The sequence below is a fragment of the Fontibacter flavus genome (assembly GCF_042432905.1).
Classification (GTDB): Bacteria; Bacteroidota; Bacteroidia; order Cytophagales; family Cyclobacteriaceae; genus Fontibacter; species Fontibacter flavus.
In genome coordinates this window covers 26,307-47,942 of the sequence record NZ_JBHLWI010000013.1, presented here as the reverse complement: position 1 = coordinate 47,942, position 21,636 = coordinate 26,307, and the positions used below count along the sequence as shown (strand labels likewise).

General features: G+C 39.5%; 20 protein-coding genes. 10 read left to right on the top strand and 10 right to left on the bottom strand.

Annotated features, from left to right (window positions below; all coding sequences use genetic code 11):
* Nucleotides 1–3: 3 nt before the first annotated feature.
* The 4 genes from ACFFIP_RS06290 (at nucleotide 4) to ACFFIP_RS06275 (ending at nucleotide 5,506) form a co-directional block, all read left to right on the top strand.
* Nucleotides 4–2,331: a glucosamine-6-phosphate isomerase gene (locus tag ACFFIP_RS06290; protein WP_382386729.1), complete on the top strand. Its 2,328-nt coding sequence runs from the start codon at nucleotides 4–6 to the stop codon at nucleotides 2,329–2,331.
* Between the two features lie 88 nt (nucleotides 2,332–2,419).
* On the top strand, nucleotides 2,420–3,292 hold the full coding sequence (locus ACFFIP_RS06285; RefSeq protein ID WP_382386728.1) for an ROK family protein: 873 nt from the start codon (nucleotides 2,420–2,422) through the stop codon (nucleotides 3,290–3,292).
* Nucleotides 3,293–3,400: 108 nt separating this feature from the next.
* Nucleotides 3,401–4,768 carry a cystathionine beta-synthase gene (locus tag ACFFIP_RS06280; protein WP_382386727.1) on the top strand — a complete coding sequence of 456 codons (1,368 nt, stop codon included), beginning with the start codon at nucleotides 3,401–3,403 and terminating at the stop codon, nucleotides 4,766–4,768.
* 105 nt (nucleotides 4,769–4,873) lie between these two features.
* On the top strand, nucleotides 4,874–5,506 hold the full coding sequence (locus ACFFIP_RS06275; protein WP_382386726.1) for a hypothetical protein: 633 nt from the start codon (nucleotides 4,874–4,876) through the stop codon (nucleotides 5,504–5,506).
* Nucleotide 5,507: 1 nt separating this feature from the next.
* On the opposite strand, the gene ACFFIP_RS06270 is transcribed toward ACFFIP_RS06275, so the two are convergent.
* From ACFFIP_RS06270 to ACFFIP_RS06260, 3 genes are read right to left on the bottom strand one after another with little or no spacing between them, the layout of a single operon-like run.
* Nucleotides 5,508–6,554, bottom strand: a complete 1,047-nt coding sequence (locus ACFFIP_RS06270) for a vWA domain-containing protein (RefSeq protein ID WP_382386725.1) — start codon at nucleotides 6,552–6,554, stop codon at nucleotides 5,508–5,510.
* Nucleotides 6,541–7,413: a hypothetical protein gene (locus ACFFIP_RS06265; RefSeq protein ID WP_382386724.1), complete on the bottom strand. Its 873-nt coding sequence runs from the start codon at nucleotides 7,411–7,413 to the stop codon at nucleotides 6,541–6,543. Before ACFFIP_RS06265 ends, ACFFIP_RS06270 begins: the two co-directional genes overlap by 14 nt.
* A 22-nt stretch (nucleotides 7,414–7,435) precedes the next feature.
* The gene (locus ACFFIP_RS06260; RefSeq protein ID WP_382386723.1) at nucleotides 7,436–8,314 is read right to left on the bottom strand and encodes a DUF58 domain-containing protein; all 879 of its coding nucleotides are present in this window, start codon (nucleotides 8,312–8,314) and stop codon (nucleotides 7,436–7,438) included.
* Between the two features lie 176 nt (nucleotides 8,315–8,490).
* Here ACFFIP_RS06260 and ACFFIP_RS06255 point away from each other — a divergent pair, with 176 nt between their 5' ends.
* The gene (locus ACFFIP_RS06255) at nucleotides 8,491–8,829 is read left to right on the top strand and encodes a DUF4296 domain-containing protein (RefSeq protein ID WP_382386722.1); all 339 of its coding nucleotides are present in this window, start codon (nucleotides 8,491–8,493) and stop codon (nucleotides 8,827–8,829) included.
* A gap of 6 nt (nucleotides 8,830–8,835) precedes the next feature.
* Entirely contained in the window at nucleotides 8,836–11,223 is a 2,388-nt protein-coding gene (locus ACFFIP_RS06250) for an endonuclease MutS2 (protein WP_382386757.1), read from the top strand.
* Between the two features lie 27 nt (nucleotides 11,224–11,250).
* Here ACFFIP_RS06250 and ACFFIP_RS06245 read toward each other — a convergent pair whose 3' ends face one another.
* From ACFFIP_RS06245 to ACFFIP_RS06220, 6 genes are read right to left on the bottom strand one after another with little or no spacing between them, the layout of a single operon-like run.
* Nucleotides 11,251–11,733 carry a hypothetical protein gene (locus ACFFIP_RS06245; RefSeq protein ID WP_382386721.1) on the bottom strand — a complete coding sequence of 161 codons (483 nt, stop codon included), beginning with the start codon at nucleotides 11,731–11,733 and terminating at the stop codon, nucleotides 11,251–11,253.
* 50 nt (nucleotides 11,734–11,783) lie between these two features.
* On the bottom strand, nucleotides 11,784–12,419 hold the full coding sequence (locus tag ACFFIP_RS06240; RefSeq protein ID WP_382386720.1) for an ABC transporter ATP-binding protein: 636 nt from the start codon (nucleotides 12,417–12,419) through the stop codon (nucleotides 11,784–11,786).
* A gap of 3 nt (nucleotides 12,420–12,422) precedes the next feature.
* The gene (lpxA, locus tag ACFFIP_RS06235; RefSeq protein WP_382386719.1) at nucleotides 12,423–13,202 is read right to left on the bottom strand and encodes an acyl-ACP--UDP-N-acetylglucosamine O-acyltransferase; all 780 of its coding nucleotides are present in this window, start codon (nucleotides 13,200–13,202) and stop codon (nucleotides 12,423–12,425) included.
* On the bottom strand, nucleotides 13,199–14,593 hold the full coding sequence (locus tag ACFFIP_RS06230; RefSeq protein ID WP_382386718.1) for a bifunctional UDP-3-O-[3-hydroxymyristoyl] N-acetylglucosamine deacetylase/3-hydroxyacyl-ACP dehydratase: 1,395 nt from the start codon (nucleotides 14,591–14,593) through the stop codon (nucleotides 13,199–13,201). The genes lpxA and ACFFIP_RS06230 overlap by 4 nt, the downstream gene beginning before the upstream one ends.
* Before the next feature lie 39 nt (nucleotides 14,594–14,632).
* Complete coding sequence (gene lpxD / locus ACFFIP_RS06225; protein WP_382386717.1) at nucleotides 14,633–15,655, bottom strand: UDP-3-O-(3-hydroxymyristoyl)glucosamine N-acyltransferase; 1,023 nt, start codon at nucleotides 15,653–15,655, stop codon at nucleotides 14,633–14,635.
* A 19-nt stretch (nucleotides 15,656–15,674) separates the two neighbouring features.
* Complete coding sequence (locus ACFFIP_RS06220) at nucleotides 15,675–16,913, bottom strand: HD domain-containing protein (protein WP_382386716.1); 1,239 nt, start codon at nucleotides 16,911–16,913, stop codon at nucleotides 15,675–15,677.
* Between the two features lie 51 nt (nucleotides 16,914–16,964).
* Here ACFFIP_RS06220 and porX point away from each other — a divergent pair, with 51 nt between their 5' ends.
* From porX to ACFFIP_RS06205, 3 genes are read left to right on the top strand one after another with little or no spacing between them, the layout of a single operon-like run.
* Nucleotides 16,965–18,524, top strand: a complete 1,560-nt coding sequence (porX, locus tag ACFFIP_RS06215) for a T9SS response regulator signal transducer PorX (protein ID WP_382386715.1) — start codon at nucleotides 16,965–16,967, stop codon at nucleotides 18,522–18,524.
* A gap of 5 nt (nucleotides 18,525–18,529) precedes the next feature.
* On the top strand, nucleotides 18,530–18,973 hold the full coding sequence (tsaE, locus tag ACFFIP_RS06210) for a tRNA (adenosine(37)-N6)-threonylcarbamoyltransferase complex ATPase subunit type 1 TsaE (protein WP_382386714.1): 444 nt from the start codon (nucleotides 18,530–18,532) through the stop codon (nucleotides 18,971–18,973).
* The gene (locus ACFFIP_RS06205; protein ID WP_382386713.1) at nucleotides 18,966–20,168 is read left to right on the top strand and encodes an alanine dehydrogenase; all 1,203 of its coding nucleotides are present in this window, start codon (nucleotides 18,966–18,968) and stop codon (nucleotides 20,166–20,168) included. Before tsaE ends, ACFFIP_RS06205 begins: the two co-directional genes overlap by 8 nt.
* Here the strand turns inward: ACFFIP_RS06205 and ACFFIP_RS06200 are convergent.
* Entirely contained in the window at nucleotides 20,165–20,638 is a 474-nt protein-coding gene (locus tag ACFFIP_RS06200) for a response regulator (protein WP_382386712.1), read from the bottom strand. The genes ACFFIP_RS06205 and ACFFIP_RS06200 overlap by 4 nt on opposite strands.
* Nucleotides 20,639–21,080: 442 nt before the next feature.
* Between ACFFIP_RS06200 and ACFFIP_RS06195 the strand changes: the two genes are divergently transcribed.
* A complete protein-coding gene (locus tag ACFFIP_RS06195) occupies nucleotides 21,081–21,620 on the top strand; it encodes an inorganic diphosphatase (RefSeq protein WP_382386711.1) in 540 nt (179 codons plus the stop codon).
* Nucleotides 21,621–21,636 lie beyond the last annotated feature (16 nt).

Below are 21,636 nucleotides of genomic sequence, written 5' to 3'. Positions count from 1 at the left end.
CATATGCTCAGTAATTATCCGCTATCAGAAGTTGAAAAGGCATTTCTAAAGGAATCTGGAGTAAGCGCTATCAGTACCAAGATTCCATATTTAACTGTTGACAATTTCCCCAAACTAGGACTGATTACCGCATGCAGATTTCTAGAATGGGCTTCTGAAAATCCAAATGGGGTAATCAGTTTACCGACAGGTAAAACTCCGGAGTATTTTATCAAATGGACCAAGTTCCTTTTGGATAATTGGGATACCAAAAAAGGAAAAGAGATTAGGGATAAGTATAACCTTGGGAATGTCAAAAAGCCGGTCCTGAAGGATTTGACCTTTGTGCAGATCGATGAATTCTATCCGATTTCTTCCAGCCAAAACAACAGCTTTTACCATTATGTCAATAAGTTTTATTTGGAGGGATTTGGCCTGAGTAAGGAAAAAGCCATTCTGATCAATTCGGATGAAATTCCATTAGCGGAAGGTAAGACTTACAAGGAAATTTTTCCTGACCTGAAGGTGGACTTGTCTCTGAGGTTCAGAGATCCCAAAACAAATCTTGAAAAACTGCAGCAGGAATCAATCTATAAGATAGACCAATGGTGTGCAGAATATGAGCAAAAAATCAGAGATCTTGGAGGAATCGGTTTCTTCTTGGGAGGAATTGGCCCAGATGGGCATATTGCCTTCAATACCAGAGGATCCCATTTGTTTTCTCCGACCAGGTTGACTGAAACAAATTTCGAGACACAAGCCGTGGCAGCAGGAGATCTTGGTGGTATTGAAGTCTCAGCAAATAGGTTAGTGATTACCATTGGATTAGAAACAATTACTTTCAATCCTGAGGCAGTTGCCATCATTATAGCCGCCGGTGAGGCAAAAGCACAGATTGTAAAGGATTCACTGGAAAATAGCCTTAACAATATCTATCCTGCCACTGCATTGCAAAAACTGAAGAATGGCAGATTCTATTTGACCAAAGGTGCAGCGGTGAGATTGACTGATTCTGTGGACAGCTACTACTTCAACGGAGAGTGGACTTGGGAAAAAACTGAGAGGGCCGTAATGGAGTTGTGCAAAAAACTTAAGAAATACGGGCATCGGTTAAAACTGGAAGATCTAAAGAGCGATAAATACGCATCCAAAATCCCGAACCTTTCTGAGGAAACAGTCAGTCAGGTGATTGAAAGTGCGATTGCCAAACTTAACAGAGGTACGACAAAGGAAAAAAATGAAGTCTTGTTACATACAGGGCCACATCATGATGATATTTCTTTGGGAATATTGCCTCACATTACGAATCAGTTGCAAGAGAATTCCAACGAGGCTCATTTCTCAGTGCTTACGTCCGGTTTTACAGCAGTTACCAACACTTTTGTGATAGACACATTGCTTCATACCAAAAAGCTTTTGGATGAAGGTGAAATCCAAATGGTTAACTATGAAGACTTCTTTACTGTAGGATATAAGCTGAAAACAGATAAGGATGTTTACCATTACCTTACCAAAGTAGCAGCAGAAGATTCTGAAGGAAGAATGAGGGGGCTTAGCCACAGAGTAGTAAGGGCTTTGGTGGAGATTTTTGAGGTTAAGAACAAGCAAAAACTCAGGGAAACCATCAATGATGTCATCAGCATCCTGAGAAACAGTTATGATGGAGAAAAGAATCCTGCCAAAATCCAGAAGCTCAAAGGTATGATCCGTGAGTTTGAGGAGGAGCTGGTTTGGGCCCATTTTGGGGTTCAGGTCAAGAATGTCCACCACTTACGTCTCGGGTTTTATACTGGCGATATCTTTACTGAACAGCCTGATAAGAAAAGGGATGTTGAGCCGATAGTAGAGATGTTCAGGAAAATCAATCCGACCAAGATCAGCTTGACCTTAGATCCGGAAGGTTCAGGTCCTGATACCCACTATAAAGTATTGCAGGCCACAGCTGAAGCTGTGCGTCAGTGGGGAGAAGAAAAAGACCTGAGCAAATTGAGGATCATTGGCTATAGAAATGTATGGTTCAAGTTTGAGCCGCATGAAGCCAATGTGATCGTGCCGGTTTCGCTGGGGGATATGTCTGTGATGGAAGACTCATTTGCAAACTGCTATTTAAGTCAGGTAAATGCTTCCTTCCCAAGCTATTCTCATAATGGCAAATTCAGTACGGTTGCCAAAAGAGTTTGGGTCAATCAATTGAATGATATACAGTTATTGTTGGGCAAGAATTATTTCTATCTGCACGAAACTGCCAAAGTAAGATCCAGTCATGGCTTGATTTTCTTCAAAGATATGAATGTTGAGGAATTCCTTGCTCATGCAAGGGAACTCGAGAAGTCGATTGAAGGAATGTTATAATATTAAATTCAAACCAACCTATGCTGGGAAAGGAGAATGGAAATTTCATTCTTCTTTTCCTGTTTTATAGCCAACAACTTTAACCTATATGTTTAAAACCGATAAACCTATTTTGGGAATGGATATTGGAGGTACCAATATCAAGGCTGGCGTATTGATCAATGGTCAGTTACAGGATATCCGTACCATTCCGACACCATCACAGGAAAGTCAGGAATCTGTTCTTGAGACGATTGCCGGGTTTATTTCGGAGTATCTTCGATATGATTTTTTTGCCATTGGGATAGGAATCCCCGGGTTGATAGATATTGAAAAAGGAGTGGTTTTGAATCTATCGAATATCCCTTCATTTAGAAAAGTGTTTTTGAGAGATTACATACAGGAAAAATTCGGCAAACCTGTTTATATCAATAATGACGCCAATTGCTTTGCATTAGGTGAATATAAGTTTGGTGCTGCGCAAAAATTCAGTCATGTAGTAGGAATTACCCTGGGGACAGGATTAGGCTCAGGAATCATTGCCAATGGTCATCTATATTTTGGTCATAATTGTGCTGCAGGTGAGTGGTGTTCTGTGCCTTATTTAGGGCATGACTTTGAATATTATTGCAGCAGCAAATTTTTTATTAGAGAATATGGTAAAAAGCCTAAGACGCTATATAAAAGAGCACTGGAAGGTGATCAGGAAGCAATGGATGCATTTCATGCTTTTGGAAAACACTTGGGTGAGTTGGTCAAAAACATTTTGTTTGTTTTAGCTCCTCAGGCTATAGTGATTGGAGGCTCTATCCGTAAGGCCTATCCTTTTTTTAAAGATAGTATGGAAGCCAGTATTTCAGAATTCAAATATCCTTCTGTCAGTTCAAACCTTCAGGTCCTAATCTCTGAGCTTGATGAAACTGCCATTCATGGTGCAGTGGCCTTAGTAGAGGAGTATACTGTTCCAGTCACTTCCATTTGAACTCTTGATTCTTTTTAATGTTAACGAAATAATATTTGGAATTTGAAAGCTTCAAATTTTCAGCTCTGAAATTATTTGTAACTTGCATGGCAAAGAATCCAAATTGTTATGATTTATAATTCCATAATTGAAACCATTGGCAATACCCCTATGGTTCGACTGAACAAAGTTAACAAGGGTATCAAAGGTGAAATCCTGGTAAAAGTTGAATATTTTAATCCCGGTAATTCTATGAAGGACCGTATGGCGGTCAAAATGGTGGAGGATGCAGAAAAGGCGGGAATACTAAAGCCGGGGGGTACTATTATTGAGGGTACCAGTGGGAATACTGGAATGGGACTTGCTCTGGCGGCCATTTCGAAAGGGTACAAATGTATTTTTACCATGGCAGACAAGCAGTCAAAAGAGAAAATAGATATACTCAAAGCTGTAGGCGCTGAAGTGATTGTTTGCCCGACCAATGTTTCCCCGGAAGACCCAAGGTCTTATTATTCAGTGGCAAAAAAATTGAACCAGGATATTCCAAATTCTTTTTATCCGAACCAATACGATAACCTTTCCAATGCTTTGGCCCATTATGAAACCACTGGCCCTGAGATCTGGAATGATACTGAAGGCAAAATCACCCATTATGCCGCGGGTGTAGGTACTGGTGGGTCCATGTGCGGAACGGCTAAATTTCTGAAAGAGCAGAATCCTGATATTATCACTGTTGGTATTGATACTTATGGTTCCGTTTTCAAAAAATATAAAGAAACAGGAGTATTCGATGAAAATGAAATCTACCCCTATCTGACAGAAGGTATTGGTGAAGATATCTTACCTAAGAATGTTGACTTTTCAGTTATCGATCATTTTGTCAAAGTTACCGATAAAGATGCTGCAGTGATGACAAGGAGGCTCTCCAGAGAAGAGGGGTTATTTGTAGGATGGTCCTGTGGATCGGCTGTTCATGGTGCACTGGAATATGCCAAAGAACATTTGAAAGAAGGGGATAGGATGGTGATTATCCTTCCTGATCACGGTACCCGTTATTTGGGTAAAATTTACAATGATGACTGGATGAGAAACCATGGTTTCTTGGAGGATAAAAGTTACGGAACAGCTAGAGATATTATAGCTTCCAGAAATGGAGATTATCAATTGTTGGTTTCTCAAAAGACCGATAAAGTTAAGGATGCCATAGCTTTGATGAGTACAAGCAGCGTGTCGCAGATCCCAGTGATGGAAGATGGTCATGTGGTAGGAAGTCTTACTGATAATAAACTGCTTTCCAAGATTATTGGGCAGCCTGAGCTCAAAGATGCCACTGTAGGTGAAGTCATGGAGGATTCTATGAAATTCGTGGCATTGGATAGTACTTTGGATGTTCTGTCTTCGATGGTGGATAAAGAAAAGGCTGTATTGGTCAGAGATGATCATCATCAGATCCATATTATCACCAAGCATGATATTTTGGATGCATTGACAAAATAATTGACTGAACCTTTTGGTATAAAAAAGGATTCTCGATAAGTAGCCAAATTTGATATAAGGCAAGGTTTTAAAAGGCCTTGCCTTTCTTTTAATCCATTTAAAAAAATGAGTAGAGATAGATTAGCATTAATCAGGGAAAGGGGTTATGATTTTGATATCGCAGGGATTATTGAAAAGGCCTGGCAAATGTTTTGGGTACAGCCTTTATTGAGTATTTCTTATACCTTATTGATTTTTTCTTTGCAATTGATTTCTGTGGCATATCTTAAAGATTATGCGTTTCTCTATGCCCTCTTGTTGGCTCCACCCCTTTATGCTGGTTATTACTTGGTAGCGAATAAAATTTCAAGAAGGGAGCAGATTACTTACCCTGATTTTTTGATGGGATTTAATTATTACTGGCCAGTGTTTTCGATATGGCTGATCGGTCAACTTATTACAGGGCTTGGAATTATTGCATTTATCATTCCCGGGATTTATCTGGCTGTGGCTTATAGTTTCTCTGTGCTGATGGCCATTTTTGGAGGTTTTGATTTCTGGACAGCCTTGGAAGAGAGCAGAAAACTCATCACTGTTCGTTGGTGGAAATTTTTGGTCTTTACGCTTGTACTGCTTGTAATCAATTTATTGACAATATTGACACTTGGATTAGGCCTGCTGATTACTATTCCCTTGACTTTCTATGCCACCTATATTCTTTTTGAAGACCTTACAAAGGATGTTTTTGCTGGAGAGTAAATTAATCGAGCAGGAAATTATTGAAGAAAGTGCTTTTGAAGGCCAACCAGGCGAAGAAAAACAATAAGCCCCAGAATAGGTAGGATCTGTAAAAATCAACAGTTTCCTTGTATCTGGATTCTATGATTTCTGCTTTTTCAAAACTATTGATCTGATCAAAAATCTGTTCCAGAGCATTGTCATCAGAGGCACGGAAAAATTGGCCACTACCAATTTCGGCGATCTCCCTAAGGGTACTTTCATCCAGATAACTTTCAATCATCTGAGGTCTACCAAAAAAATCCACCCCGTAAGGCACCATTCCGTCTTTTCCCACTGCAATGGTATATATTTTTATATCCAAAGCTGCAGCCAATTGAGCAGCGAAAATAGGGTCTACGTTCCCTGCATTATTTTCACCGTCACTTAACAAAATCATCACTTTGGATTTTGATTCTGATTCTCTCATTCTATTTGTTCCTGCAGCTAAGGCACTGCCTATTGCAGTTCCTTTAGCATCCATCATGTTAAAAGAAATGTCTTTAACCAAATCAGTTAACAAAGCATAATCAGTTGTCAAAGGAGCAAGAGAATAGGCTTCTCCGGAAAAAATAACCATACCGATCCTGTCTCCAAATCTTCCATTAATGAAGTCTATAGCAGTTTCTTTGGCCGCCTCCAGTCTGTTGGGTTTGAAATCCTGAAGATCCATGGATTCAGAAATATCCATGACAATCATAATATCTATACCTTCAGTATATTGTTCCACTCTTTCATTGGTCTTTTGTGGTCTGGCAAGGGCGACCACAATCATCCACATGGCTAATAAAAAAAATAGTCCAGGGATTAACCTTAGATAAGTCCAGGGATTGCTTTTGGAAACATTTCCGGGCAATGAAAGCTCTAAAACTGGATTTTTAAGAAATTTGATAAATTTCCTAAGCATAAAAAGCAAAGGAACTAACCAAAGCAAATGCAAAGCCCATAGGTTTTCCCACTCAAAACTTTTAAAAGTTTCGGGATAAAACCAATACAAAGAGAAAAAGTCTGCAATACTATTTCCGATCATCGGTGGTACTTATTTTTTGTTGGTAAGTGTCATTGCAAATGTTCCAGAGGTTTTGACAAGCCTGAGGCAGGTCTTTTCCTGATTTTCCAGCATAAATGATCATTTCAATTTCTCTGAAATCCTTGATGATATCTTTATTCTCTAGAAAATCCGAAATTTCCAAGGTGGTCCATTCTCTGAAAGGCTTGGCTTTTAAATGCTCCATATAGGTTTTCCATAGGCCCAAAAGTTCATCTGCATGATCCATGTCAGGGCTGCCAGCGAATGCCATTTCTGCCTTTTTCCATCTTTGGACAAATCGTTTGTATTTTCTTTTTTCCATCCAGATCTCATACTGTCTGCCCAGTTTTTTGCCAAAGAAAAAGGCAATTACCAAGGCCATGACCGTAACTCCAATCAAGATGGCTATGAGTAAAGGGTAATTGAAGTCTGTATCAATAGGCTGGTAGACATTGTTGTCCCTAAAAGAGAGTTCCTGTGGCAAAGGGTCAATCATTAATTGAAGGGCCAAGGAAGATTCCAAAGGTCGGTGAACCAGACTGTCATATTTGAAAATCTCATAAATCGGGAGGGTGAAATATACAACTGGATCCAAAGAGAAATTTGAAACAAAATAGATAGCGCTGTCCAGGGTCACGCCTTCAGCGGTGGTGGACATGTAAGTTTTTTTCTCTAATAGGACGAAAGGAGTGAAATCATAAGTGGAATCTGGAAATACGATATTGTGGCCAGTACCATATTTAGCCTTTAGAATATAGGCAACCCTTTCCCCCAGTTTGGCAGAATCCTGCAGAAAGTAGCCCTCTACCTCAGGGCTTTGCGCTTGAAGTGAGGTGTTCAAAAAGAAAACAGTCATCATTGTGACCAGATATTTTACTGCCTTACCCACGTTTCATTGTTCGGTTACGTTTCTTAAATAACTCAATAAGAGGTAAAACGATGTCCTCTTTAGTGCTGATGCCCAAATAATTGATTTGGTTTTTTTTGCAGATTTCCTGCAATTGAGTCCTTTCGGTGGTGAAGGTCTCAGATATTTTTTTTGAGAAGGAACCAAAGGCAGTGTTGACCCAGGTTGTCCTCCCTTCTTCCTTGTCGTAAACTGGTATGATCCCCAAGGCCGGTAAAGCCGCTTCCCGTGGATCTGTCACCTGAATCGCGACGAGGTCATGTTTCTCTGCTAAAGCTTTGAAAGGCCTTTCATAGCCCTCATCTATAAAATCAGAAATAATAATGATGATACTCCTTTTCTTGATCAGGTTCAGGGAGAAATTGAACATTTCCCTGAGATTGGTTTTCAGGGATTTATTTTCGTGTTTAAAGATTCCCTGAATGATTTTGACGCCCTGCTTTGGTCCTTTTCCCGGCAGAATGATTTTTTCTTTTTGGTCAGAATATGAAATTAAGCCTACCTGACTTCCTTCGAATATTGCTGCCAAGGTCAAGACTCCTGCGATTTCCTTGCCAAGATCTATTTTCTTTCTGCCTTTTTCTCCAATATCCTGAGAACCTGAAATGTCTAGAAGAAAATACACGGACTGATCTTTGTCTTCCTTAAAGGTTTTGACAAAAGTCCCATGTCCTTTGGCAGATACTTTCCATTCGATGGTCCTCACGTCGTCCCCATATTGGTAGGGGCGCAGATCATCAAACTCCAATCCGGCACCTTTGAAAATAGACTGATAATCACCCTGCAGGTGATTATTGGCTACTTTTCTGATCATGATCTCGTATTTGCGGAGTTTTTTGAGGAGTTGGTTCATGGAATGTACTTTCGCGAGCCTAATTTAAGGTACTGTGATGAATAATAAAAAGCGTATTTGATAGTGGGGGAATATTCCTTCTCACATTTTGTCTTATTTAAGGAAATTTAAGATAGAGAATCTTACTGAGGCTTCAACTGTCGGGATTTTAAATTTATAAACCTTATTTTTACAGCGTGAAAAAATCATTTATTTCAATTTTGCTCATTTTATCATTTTACTCCTGCACTAGGAATAAAGTCCCGGAAGGAATCCTGGATGAAGATAAAATGGTATCCATGTTGATTGACATCCATCTTGCAGAAGGACTTGTTGCTACTTTTCCCATTCATTATGATTCATCGAGAGCGCTCTATCCCTTGTTTGAAAAAGAGGTTTTTGCTAAACATCAAATCCCGGATTCAGTTTTCATCAATAGTCTTGCCTATTATATGAGAGATGCCAAAATGATGGATAGGATATATGCCCGTACCATTGATTCACTTCATGTCGTAGAAAAATCAGGAGATCAATAACACATGATGCTGTACCCCAAAAACCTGGAAGAAAAAATCAATTTCAATAAAATCAGAGAATTACTCAAAGATGAATGTACCAGTTCCTTGGGAATGGACTTCGTCGATAAAATGAGTTATTCCAAAGATATCAAGTTGGTCAATAGACTTTTGGATCAAACCGATGAATTCAAAAGGATCATTGAGTCAGGAGAGCTGTTTCCTTCTTCCAATTTCACCAATATTTATCCCTATCTGGAAAAGGCAAAAATTGAAGGCACTTTTTTGTATGAAGATGAATTTCATGAGGTCAAACTTTCACTTTTTACCTTGAGCAAATGCATTGAGTTTTTCCTAGATCATGAAGAGGAGTACCTTCAGTTATTCCAATTGTTAGGATTGGTGAACCTCAACAATGATTTGCTCAGAGCGATCGAAAGGATCATTGATGAAAAGGGTAAAATCAGGAACAATGCATCAAAAGACCTGTCCCTCATACGCTCTCAGATTTTGTATGAGGAAAACAGGTTGAGGAAAGTGCTGGAAAGAATTTTTAGAGAAGCCCGTTCCAAAGGACTCACTCCGGATGATGCCTCGATTACCATTAGGGGAGGAAGAATGGTGATTCCTGTTTTGGCAGAAAACAAAAGAAAAATCAAGGGTTTTATCCATGATGAATCCGCTACAGGTCAGACGGTGTTTTTAGAGCCCGCTGAAGTTTTGGATATCAATAATGAATTGAAGGACTTGGAGTATATGGAGAGCCGGGAAATCCAAAAGATTTTAACCCAGTTGACCGATACTTTAAGGCCATATATCCCCGAACTGAGAAAAGCTTTTCATTTTCTTGGTATGGTAGATTTTATCAGGGCAAAGGCAAGATTTGCGATCAAAACTAATGCTAACAGGCCTCTCTTAGAAAAAAGCAGGCAATTGAATTGGACCAATGCCCGACATCCATTATTGGAATTTGCACTCAAGCAACAAGGTAAGAAAGTTGTACCCTTGACTATCCAACTTGATCATAATAAAAGGCTTTTGGTGATTTCAGGGCCCAATGCAGGAGGAAAGTCAGTTACCTTAAAAACAGTGGCAATGGTGCAATATATGTTGCAGTGTGGTCTGCTCGTACCTTTGGACGAGTCCTCCGTTTGTTCAATTTTTGATAATTTCTTCATTGATATCGGGGATGAGCAAAATATTGAAAATGACCTCAGTACCTATAGCTCACATTTAATGAGCATGAAGTATTTTACCCAGTTTGCTGATAAAAAGTCAATTCTTTTTATCGATGAATTTGGAACAGGAACAGAGCCGCAGTTTGGAGGAGCTATTGCAGAGGGTATTTTGCTTGCGCTTAATAAGACTGGGGCATATGGTGTGATCACTACGCACTATGGTAACCTCAAGCAGGTGGCCTCTAAAAATCATGGCCTCGTCAATGGTGCCATGCGCTATGATGTGGACAAGCTCGAACCACTTTATCAACTCGAAATCGGAAAGCCTGGTAGTTCTTTCGCTCTGGAAATCGCCTCAAAAATCGGTATTTCAAAAGATATTCTGGCTTATGCAAAAGAGCATATAGGAGAGGAAAGGGTGAAATATGACAGGTTACTGACCAAGCTCGAGAATGAAAAAGTGAAATATGAGCAGATCATAGCTGAAAACCAGAGAAAAGAAAGATTGCTGGATAAACGTCTTCAGGAGTACACTGAACTGAAGGAAACAGTTGACAAAAACAAAAAGCAATATATTCAGGAAGCCAAAGCTGAGGCCAAAGCGCTTTTGGATCAGGTGAATAAAAAGATTGAGGCATCCATAAGGGAGATAAAGGAAAGTAAGGCAGATAGTGCTATTGCTAAAAAGGTAAGAGCTGAAATTGACACTTTAAAAACTCAGGTAAAGCCAGATAAAAAAGAAATCCATCAACCTGAAATAAAAATTATCGGAGGAGAAATCCAGGAAGGTGATTATGTAAGGTTGAAGGATAATGGTGCCATAGCCCAGGTCTTGAGTATCAGGAAAAAAGAAGCAGAGATCAGTATAGGAGACTTGAAATCGAAAGTGAAGCTCAGTCGATTGGAAAAAATTTCGCACAACGAAATGAAAAAAGAGAAGAAGACCTTTGCGAAGAGAACAGGTTTCGATACCAATCTTAAAATGATGGATTTTTCACCCAATCTAGATATCAGGGGAAAGCGAGGAGAAGAAATCCTTTCTTTAGTGCAGAATTTTATAGATGACGGTTTTATGTTGGGCTTGAAAGACCTCAGAATCGTACATGGTAAAGGTGATGGCATCCTCAGGGATCTTACTAGAAACCTATTGCGGGGCATGAATTCGGTCGCGAAAATTGAAGACGAACACGCAGATAGGGGAGGTTCAGGTGTTACCTTGGTGACATTAAAATCCTAATAACAAAGGCCGGTTAACCGGCCTTTGTTATTGTTTCCTTTTTAGGTTAAACCTATATGAACCTGCTACAGCGTTGACTCTTGAATTAGGTACTGCAATGGTAAACTGTAAAGTCAGATCATTGCCGCTTCTGGTAAAGGAAATTTCCTGTCCTGAAGCTGGAGCGGATCCCGATAAGGTAATTTTATCAATGCTAGAGCCCACAAAATTCCAGTTTCCACTTCCGTCAAAAAGGCTGTTGTTATTAAAAGTCTGATACGTTTTGCTGCTTTCTGTTGCCACAAAATTAATTTCAAAATTTTGGTAAATGTTCGTTTCCGATCTGCCATCCCGGACAACGGAACCGCCACCTGCCACAGTCCAAACCTGTGATGAGCCAGAGGTCAAGTCCTCAATTGCCAATTCTTCAGGAGTTTTCTGTGGTTCGGGATCAGATTTTTTTTCTTTGCAAGACATTGTCCCGAAAACAGTAAGTGCTAAAATAGCGAGGTTAAAAAAGAGTTTTTGCATGAGATGCTTTTTTAATGTAAGGATGTAAAATTAATCAATCGTAGGAAAAATCAAAGTATCGGACGTGGCTTAAAATTTTCTATCGAAATATGCTTCTTACAAAATCCATATTCCCTTGGGTCATTTGAACTGATGATGATGGTTCTGTTTGCTCCAAAATCCCCGATCATCTCTAAATACCAAAATAGTCCTTTTTCATCTAGGTTGGAAGTAGGTTCATCCAATAATACCAAAGGCACATCTGAAAATAAGCAAAGCCCGATTTTAAGGCGTTGTTTCATTCCTGAACTGAATTGATTGATGGATTTATGCTGATGTTCTGCCAGATACATCCGTTCCATCATCTGTTCGAAATTCCAATTTTGGATGGGTTTTTTAAATTTGAAATGGAATTTAAGCAATTCTAGAAGCGTAAATTCCTCAGGTAATTCCAGGTAGGGGGCACTGATGACAAGATGGTGGTATATTTCTGCTTCTTTGATTTCTTCGCCATTTAGCCGGAATTCAATCTGGCCTTCCGTCAAGGGAGAGATACAGGAAATGGATTTCAGCAAGGTGGATTTTCCAGATCCATTGCTACCGGTGATGACGCAAGATTCTCCGGATTGGATGTCAAAACTAAGATTTTTGAAAATCCAGTCGTATTGAAATCTTTTTCCTGCACCTTTCAGCTTAACATCCAACATGCGTTAACTGATATAGCCCTTCATAACACCTCTCTCAGAGGACCTGATGAAGTTGATGATTTCGTCTCTTTCTTTTGTAGCAGGAAGATTCACTTCAATTTCCTCAAGTGCACGGCTGTTGTTCAGGCTATTGAGGAATAGATACCTGTATACTTCCTGTATATGGCTGATGGTTTCGCTTGAAAATCCTCTTCTCCTTAGTCCTAGACTATTGACACCTGCATAACTCAATGGCTCACGGGCAGCTTTTGTGAAGGGAGGCACATCTTTTCGCACCAAGGAACCACCAGATATCATCGCATGCATGCCGATTTTCACGAATTGGTGTATGGCGCTGCTTCCTCCAACAATTGCCCAGTCGTCAATGGATACATGTCCTGCTACCTGTACAGCATTGGCGATAATTACATTGTTGCCTACTATACAGTCATGGGCAATGTGTACATATGCCATAAGCAGGCAATTGCTTCCCACTTTGGTAGTTCTTTTGTCCAAAGTACCTCTGCTGATTGTCACGCATTCGCGTATAGTAGTGTTATCCCCAATTTCTACAGTGGAATCTTCACCCTGGAATTTGAGATCCTGAGGTACTGCTGAAATAACAGCACCTGGAAAAATCTTACAGTTTTTTCCAATCCTTGCTCCTGGATATATCGTGACATTGGATCCAATCCAAGTGCCATCACCAATTTCAACATCTTCATGTATCATGGTGAAAGGGTCTATTTGTACACCTTTTCCAAGGATTGTTTTTTCGTGTATATGAGACAAATTACTGATCATGATTCTTTTCTAACAATACTTGCTGTCATAACGGCCTCACAAACAAGTGTGTTTCCTACAAAAGCTTCGCCTTTCATTTTGGCTATACCGCGTCTGATTGGGGCAAGTAACTCACATTTGAAAACCAAGGTGTCCCCAGGTAAAACCATCTTTCTGAATTTACAACTTTCAATTCCCAAAAAGTAGGTCCAGTAATTTTCAGGATCTTCAACAGAACTTAAAACCAGAATTCCGCCGGTTTGTGCCATTGCTTCCACCTGTAGAACTCCTGGCATGACAGGGTTGTTTGGGAAATGCCCCATAAAGAAAGGTTCATTGATGGTAACATTTTTCACCCCTGCCACGACAGTATCATCCAAATATATGACTTTGTCTAAAAGTTGGAATGGATACCTATGCGGAAGGATGTTACTGATTTGGTTGATGTCCATCACCGGAGGTAATTTCGGGTCATAATGAGGGATATGGTTAGGTCCGATTTTTTCCCAAGCTCTTTTGAGCTTCTTGGCAAAGGCAACATTAGCAGCATGTCCAGGTCTTGCTGCCAAAATCTGAGCCTTCAACGGTCTGCCTACCAAAGCAAGATCTCCTACCACGTCCAATAATTTATGTCTTGCCGGTTCGTTTTTATACCTTAGGTCAACATTATTGAGGATACCTTCTTTTCTAACTTCAACTTTTTGCTTATTGAACATTTTTGCCAAATGTTCCAATTCAGAATCTTCTACAACCCTATCTACGACCACTATGGCATTGTTCAGGTCACCACCTTTGATCAGATTTTGGTTGTAAAGCATTTCCAGTTCATGAAGGAAACAGAAAGTCCTACATGATGCGATCTCTGATTTAAACTGACTGATATTGGTGATGGAGGCATGTTGACTTCCTAATACTGGAGAATTGTAGTCAACCATCACTGTTACCCGATAATCATCAAGTGGGAGGGCTGCAAGCTCTACCTCTCTGGCAGGATCCCTGTATGTGATGCTTTCAGGTACTTCAAAAAATCTTCTCAAAGCATTTTGTTCTTCCAGACCGGCATCTTCCAAAACTTCAATAAACTGTATTGATGAACCATCCATGATTGGTGGTTCTGGACCGTCAAGCTGCATGAGGACATTGTCAATTTCCAATCCTACTAATGCAGCCAGGACGTGCTCAACAGTGAAGACCCTTGCGCCACTTTGTTCCAAAGTTGTCCCTCTGGAAACATCGACTACATTGTCCACGTCTGCATCAATTATTGGATTTCCTTCCAAATCTATTCTTTGGAACTTAAAGCCGTGATTAGGTGGTGCAGGAAGGAATGTAAGGTTTGAAATTACTCCTGTATGAAGGCCTACACCTGATACAGTTACTTGTTTCTTAATGGTATGTTGCTTTACCCTCATCCGATTTTCAATCTATTCTTTGGTAATTTGGCTGTAAAGTTATTGTTTTTTTTCCAGTTCTTTGATTCTATCCTGAAGTTGTGGAAGATTTTTAAAGATGGAGTAGGATTTCAGAAAGTCTTTAATGTCAAATGCAATAAGCCCAAAGAGGGTCTTGCCAGGTGTGGTTACGTTCCTTGAAATTCCTGTTTTAGCACCAATTGTAGTACGGTCTGCTATTTTGATATGCCCCACAATACCGGCCTGTCCTGCAATGACGCAATGATTGCCAATTTCGCTTGATCCTGAGATGCCTGTTTGGGATGCGATTACGGTATGTTCGCCGACCACTACATTATGGGCGATTTGGACGAGATTGTCTATTTTTGCTCCCTTTTTGATCAAGGTGCTTCCCATGGTAGCGCAATCAATGGTTGTATTGGCACCGATGCTGACATGATCTTCAATGATCACATTGCCGATTTGAGGGATGGTTTTGTAACTCCCATCTTCCTGAGGTGCAAAACCGAACCCATCTGAGCCGATCACTGCCCCTGGATGGATCTCGCAATAACTGCCTATAATGGTGCTATTACATATTTTCACCCCTGCATGTATAATCGTATGGTCACCTATCTTTACATTATCACCAATTGAAACATGCGGATAAATTTTGACTTCTTTGCCAATTGTACAATTTTTACCCACATATGAGAATGCAGCCCTATATGCACCGTCTCCCTGAGTACTGGAAGTGTCAAAATAGGAAGGTTGTTCGATGCCGACTTTACTTGTTTTGGTTAGTTGTGCATAAGCTTCCAATAACTGTGTAAAACCTGTATAGGCATTCTTGACCCTTATCAAACTACATGAAATTGGCTTACTAGGTTTGAACTTGTCAGACACAATTACGGCAGTAGATCCGGTTTCATAAATGAATTGCTCATATTTTTCATTGGCCAAAAAGCTGATGCCTCCTGGTTGCCCATCCTGTATTTTATCCAAGCGGTTTACTATTTGGTCTCCATCTCCTTCAACTTTTCCTTGTAGAATGGCCGCTATTTGATTTAAAGTGAATTCCATTTGATAAGAAGGCTTTTTGCTACAAAATTAAGTTTTTGGCCTGGCAGAAATAATGTTTCTTGACAATTTTACTCATGGCCTTAATGTTCGGTAAATCTGCTGCCTGTGCGACATCGATGATTTTCCCCTTTTTTGTTAAAATGAGGATTCTTTCCTTAGCCAGATAGGCATGATTACTGATGCTGCCGTGGGTAAAGAAGTAATGTAAGTGATTATCTGGAACCCCTAATTTCTTTTTTGTTTTTTTACGGAGAGCCTCAAGTTCTGTTTCCGTAAATTCCTCGTTTCTGAGATTTATTTTGAACAACTTTCTCTGCAAAAACATTTCAGAAATATTCCTTAAAATATAATCTGATTCATTTTTCCACAGTTTGATTGCTCCCCATATATCGAAATCATCCAACCCAAGGAAAATTTTGAGTAATTCAGGAGAATTTTTGAAGTCGTATAACCTGAAATCATTTTCCAGAAAATGAAGAAGATCTTCAGTTGCTTTAAGCTTTCCTTTGGTTTGCTGCACTTCTTTGGCTCTGGTGATCAGGTTGATCAGCATTTTTTCAGCACTGACAGTGGTTTTATGCAAATAAACCTGCCAATACATCAATCTTCTTGCGCTAAGAAAATTCTCAATGCTGTACAATCCTTTCTCTTCAACGACCAATTGATCGTTTTTGATATCCATCATTTTTATGATTCTGTCTGCTCCGATCGTGCCTTCAGACACGCCTGTGAAGTAACAGTCTCTTTGTAAGTAATCCAGCCTGTCTATATCCAACTGACTGGATACCAATTGATGGAAGAATTTTCTCTCATATTCATTTCTGAAAATTCTTAAAGCCAGATCCAGTTGTCCATTGAACTCACGGTTCAGTTCCTCTATGATGAGCAGAGATAGAGATTCGTGTGGGATGTTTTGAAGCAGACTGAATTCAAGGGCATGGGAGAAAGGGCCATGGCCAATATCATGAAGTAAAATGGCAATCAATGAAGCTTCATATTCTTCATCAGAGATTTCATTTCCTTTATTCCTCAGATTGTCCAGGGTGATGCTCATCAGGTGCATAGCCCCAAGGGCGTGGTGAAACCTGGTATGTAAAGCACCTGGATAGACAAAGTCAGTTAAACCAAGCTGCTTGATTCGACGTAACCTTTGGAAGTAAGGATGGTCAATGATCGAAAAAATGAGTTCGCTCGGAATCGAAATAAACCCATAAACAGGGTCATTGAGAATTTTGTGGCTTTTCAATGTCGCTGACATTTGATTGGTTCCAAAAGTAATTATAATTTTAAAAGAAATAAACCAAATTTTATGCAAAAATCTAAAATACTGTGGGCAGATGACGAAATAGATCTTTTGAAGCCTCATATCCTGTTCTTGGAGCAAAGAGGTTACGAGATTGTTACAGTCAATAGTGGATTGGATGCCATAGATATGGTTGAAGAGCAAAACTTTGATGTTATTTTTTTAGATGAAATGATGCCGGGAATGACAGGACTCGAGACGCTTCAGCAGATCAAAATGCTTAAGCCTCAGATACCGGTAGTTATGATTACCAAAAGTGAGGAGGAGCACATTATGGATGATGCCATTGGAGGGCAGATCGCAGATTACCTGATCAAGCCTATCAACCCCAATCAGATTTTGTTGTCGGTCAAAAAAATCCTTCAAAACAAGCAGCTAATCTCCGAAAAGACCAATTTGTCTTATCGGCAGGATTTTATGCATATCAGTATGGCCTGTGATGAAGCTTCGACTTATCAGGAATGGGTAGATATTTATAAGCGTCTTACCTATTGGGAGCTGGAGATAGACAAGACGGAAAATAAAAGCATGCAGGAGGTTTTGGAAACTCAAAAAACAGAGGCTAATTCCACTTTTGCTAAGTTTATCAAAAACAATTACCTGGATTGGCTTAATGATCCAAAAGCCAATGCGCCTATTCTATCCAATAAGCTGATGAAGGAAAAAGTCTTTCCTCATGTCAAGGAAGGTAAACCTTTGTTTTTTGTGGTCATTGATAACCTGAGATTGGATCAATGGGAGATTTTAAAACCCTTGATTTCCAATTATTTCAACGTGCAGGAAGATGGTACTTATTTCAGTATTTTACCCACAACTACCGCATATGCCAGAAATGCACTTTTTAGCGGGCTGATGCCCTCAGAAATGGCGAGGTTTCATCCCGAATTGTGGGAAGGCGAAGACACGGAAGAAGGTAAGAACAATAATGAAGAGGAATTTTTGGGTGAAAATCTTCATAAAAACAGGTTAAATATTAAATTCAGTTATCATAAAATCCTTCAAGCTTACCAGGGAAAGGCAGTTGTGGACCAATTTCATAATTTATTGAACAATGACCTGAATGTATTGGTCTACAATTTTGTGGATATGATGTCCCATGCAAGGACAGATATGAAAATGATCAAAGAGCTTGCTCCTAATGAATCTGCCTATCGTTCTCTGACCAAAAGCTGGTTTGAGCATTCCTCATTGTTTGAATTATTCAAAAAGATCAATGACGTCAAAGGAGAGGTGATTGTAACTACCGACCATGGAACAAAAAGGGTCAATAGACCTTATAAAATCATTGGTGACAAGAATGTTACGACCAATCTAAGGTACAAACAGGGAAAAAATTTAAATTACGAGAGAGGTAAAGTTTTTGAGGTGCTCAAACCTGAAGAAGCCAAGCTTCCCAAATTTAATGTTTCCACGAGTTATGTTTTTGCGATGGAAGATTATTTCTTTGCATATCCTAATAATTACAATTATTATGTAAATTTCTACAAAGATACCTTTCAGCATGGAGGCGTATCTTTGGAGGAGATGATTGTTCCGATTGTCCATCTGGTACCAAAGAATAATTAAAAGTCTTGAAAACAATTCATTGTCAATCCCTTCAACAACTTGATATTGTTGCACAAGAAATCATATCCTACTGTGGAGAGGAGAAGATTTGGGTGTTCAAGGGGCAGATGGGGGCAGGCAAGACCACACTGATCAGAGCCATAGCAAAAAAAAATGGAATAGTAGATCCTGTTTCGAGCCCAACTTTCTCCATTGTCAATGAATATAGAAATGATAAAGGGAAGATTTTTTACCACTTTGACTTTTACAGGATAGAAGAATCGGAAGAAGTACTGGAAATCGGAATTGATGAGTATTTTTACAGTGGGCACAATTGTTGGTTGGAATGGGCAGAGCGTATACCGGAGTATGTTCCTGAAAATTTTATTCTTATTAGCATCAAAGCTGAAGAGGATGAATCCAGGACAATCATTTTAGAAAGAGTCATAAATGGCGAAAAGTATGGTTGAGTTAACAGAAGGAATTGGGATTTACCCAAAGGAAGCACCTGCAAAGGTGAAATCAGCTAAAAATTCTTTGGTGATAGGATTGCCAAAGGAAATAGCCGCTCAGGAAAAAAGAGTAGTATTTACTCCGGAGGCTGTTAAACTTTTAGTCAATAATGGCCAACAGGTGATAGTCGAATCCAATGCGGGGCTCCTATCCAAGTTTTCAGACCAAGAATATTCCGACGCAGGAGCAAAAGTCGTTTATTCAGCTAAAGAGGCCTATGATGCAGAAGTGATTTTTAAAGTTGAACCGCCAACTCCAGAGGAGATTGAATATATGAGGCCTGGAGCCTGCCTTATTTCGGCTTTGCAGTTAGGAAAGCAACATGCGGATTATGTACATGCGCTGAATAAAAAACGAATTACTTCTGTAGCTTTTGAAAATCTGGAAGATAAGGTGGGTGGGATGCCAGTTGTAAGGGCTATGAGTGAGATTGCCGGTAGCACGGTGATGCTGATTGCAGCGGAATATTTGAGCAGTGTGAATGACGGCAAAGGACTGATTTTGGGTGGTATTACCGGTGTGCCACCTACAGAGGTGGTCATCATAGGTGCTGGAACTGTAGCAGAATATACCGCAAGAACAGCCCTTGGATTAGGAGCAAGTATCAAGGTTTTTGATAATCATATTTATAAGTTAAGAAGGATAAAGCAGTTATTAGGCCAGCAGGTTTATACCTCAACCATTGATAATTATACTTTGGGGCAAGCGCTCAAGGAAGCCGATGTTGTGATTGGTGCATTGAGGGCTGAAAAAGGTAAAAATAAGATTGTGGTCAGTGAGGAGATGGTGGCGGGTATGATGGAAGGAAGTATCATTATCGATGTGAGCATTGATCAGGGAGGCTGTATAGAAACCGCAGAAATGACTTCCCATGACAAACCAACTTTCACAAAGCACGGGATAATCCATTATTGCGTGCCAAATATTCCATCAAGGGTTGCCCGTACAGCATCAGTGGCGCTAAGCAATATATTTACTCCAATTGTGCTTCAAATGGCTGATCTCAGAGGTGCGGAAGAGATGATCTTTAATTATAAATGGTTTATGAAAGGTGTGTATACCTACAGGGGAAGCTTGACCAATGCCTATTTGGCCAGAAAATTCTCCATGCCTCATAAAGAGCTGCAGCTTTTACTAGCTGCTAGGTATTAGGATAGTTGATTCTGCCCTGAAATTTTATCCAGTTGATCCTTAGCTATAGCAAGCTCCCTTTTTAATTTGAGATTTTCCTGTCTCAAATTATAGACCTCATAAGCATTGTGGATGATGTTACGCAAATAATCTTCATCCCAGGGCTTTGTTAAATAATGATAGATAATCCCTTTTTGGATAGCGTCTGATACTACCTGAATGTCCGTATAAGCAGTTAAAAGAATTCTAATTGGATCATGGTAATTAGGCATTATTGAAACCAAGAAATCCAATCCGGTTTCGACAGGCATTCTTTGATCCGTAATAATGATGTCCACCTCTTGCTCTTTTAAGATTTCTCTAGCTTCCTTTGCCGATAGAGCCACAAGAATTTTGAAGTCCCTTTTAAAGGTCGATTTAAAAGCTTGCAGATTTATCTCTTCGTCATCTATATATAAAATCCTTATTGGCTTTTGAGGGGTATCAGACATGTGATTTTATTTTTTTAAGTACTTTAAATTTTTGATAAAGCATTACTTCATGAAAATTGGGCAAAGTAACTCAACGGTGTTTTATCAAATATCGAAAGAAATTTTTACAGCTTAAAAACAATTTAGTTTTTGTTTACATCCAAAGCAAACTGATTTGGTGATTCTCCTTTAATTATCAGACAGTTGCCCTTCAAAAAAAAATCTTTTACTACCATGCATTCAAACAAGAAGTTTTAAAGATTTTATAGTTTAATGACAGTGAAGGTAGAGGTTTTACCCCCCTAGTGCAAAGTTTCATGTGTTTGAACTAAACTAAAATGATAAATTGATATAGCTTTAAGCCTGCGTAGGGTTTCTAAAGTCAAAAACACAACTTCATGTTTTGTTAAAACACGATTTGAGCGTAATTTGCAGCCCGTTTTAAAACTTAAAGTTTTTCATTATGATCAATCCATGGCACGATGTGCAAATAGGAAAAGAAGCTCCAGAGTACGTGATGGGAGTAATAGAGATTCCAAAAGGAAGCAAAGGGAAATATGAGCTCGATAAGAAAACAGGTATGTTGCTTTTGGACAGGGTGTTGTTTTCCGCAGTGCATTATCCTGCAAATTATGGTTTTATCCCGCAGACATTTTGTGATGACAAAGACCCCTTGGATATTTTGATCATTTCCCAGATCGATATACCTTCCATGACCTTGGTTAAAGCAAAAGTCATTGGTGTGATGAGGATGGTTGACGGTGGAGAGGCTGATGATAAAATCATTGCTGTGGCGGCTGACGATCAGTCTGTCAACTATATCAGTGATATTGATGAACTGCCTCCGCATTTGATGAAAGAGGTTCACAGATTCTTTGAAGATTACAAAAAGCTGGAAAACAAGGAAGTAAAAGTGGAGGATTTCTTGGGTAAAGAAGAAGCCTATAAAATTGTAAAGGAAAGTATTGAGTTATACGACCGTAATTTTAGAACCCAGAGATAAAATAAAGCCCGAAATT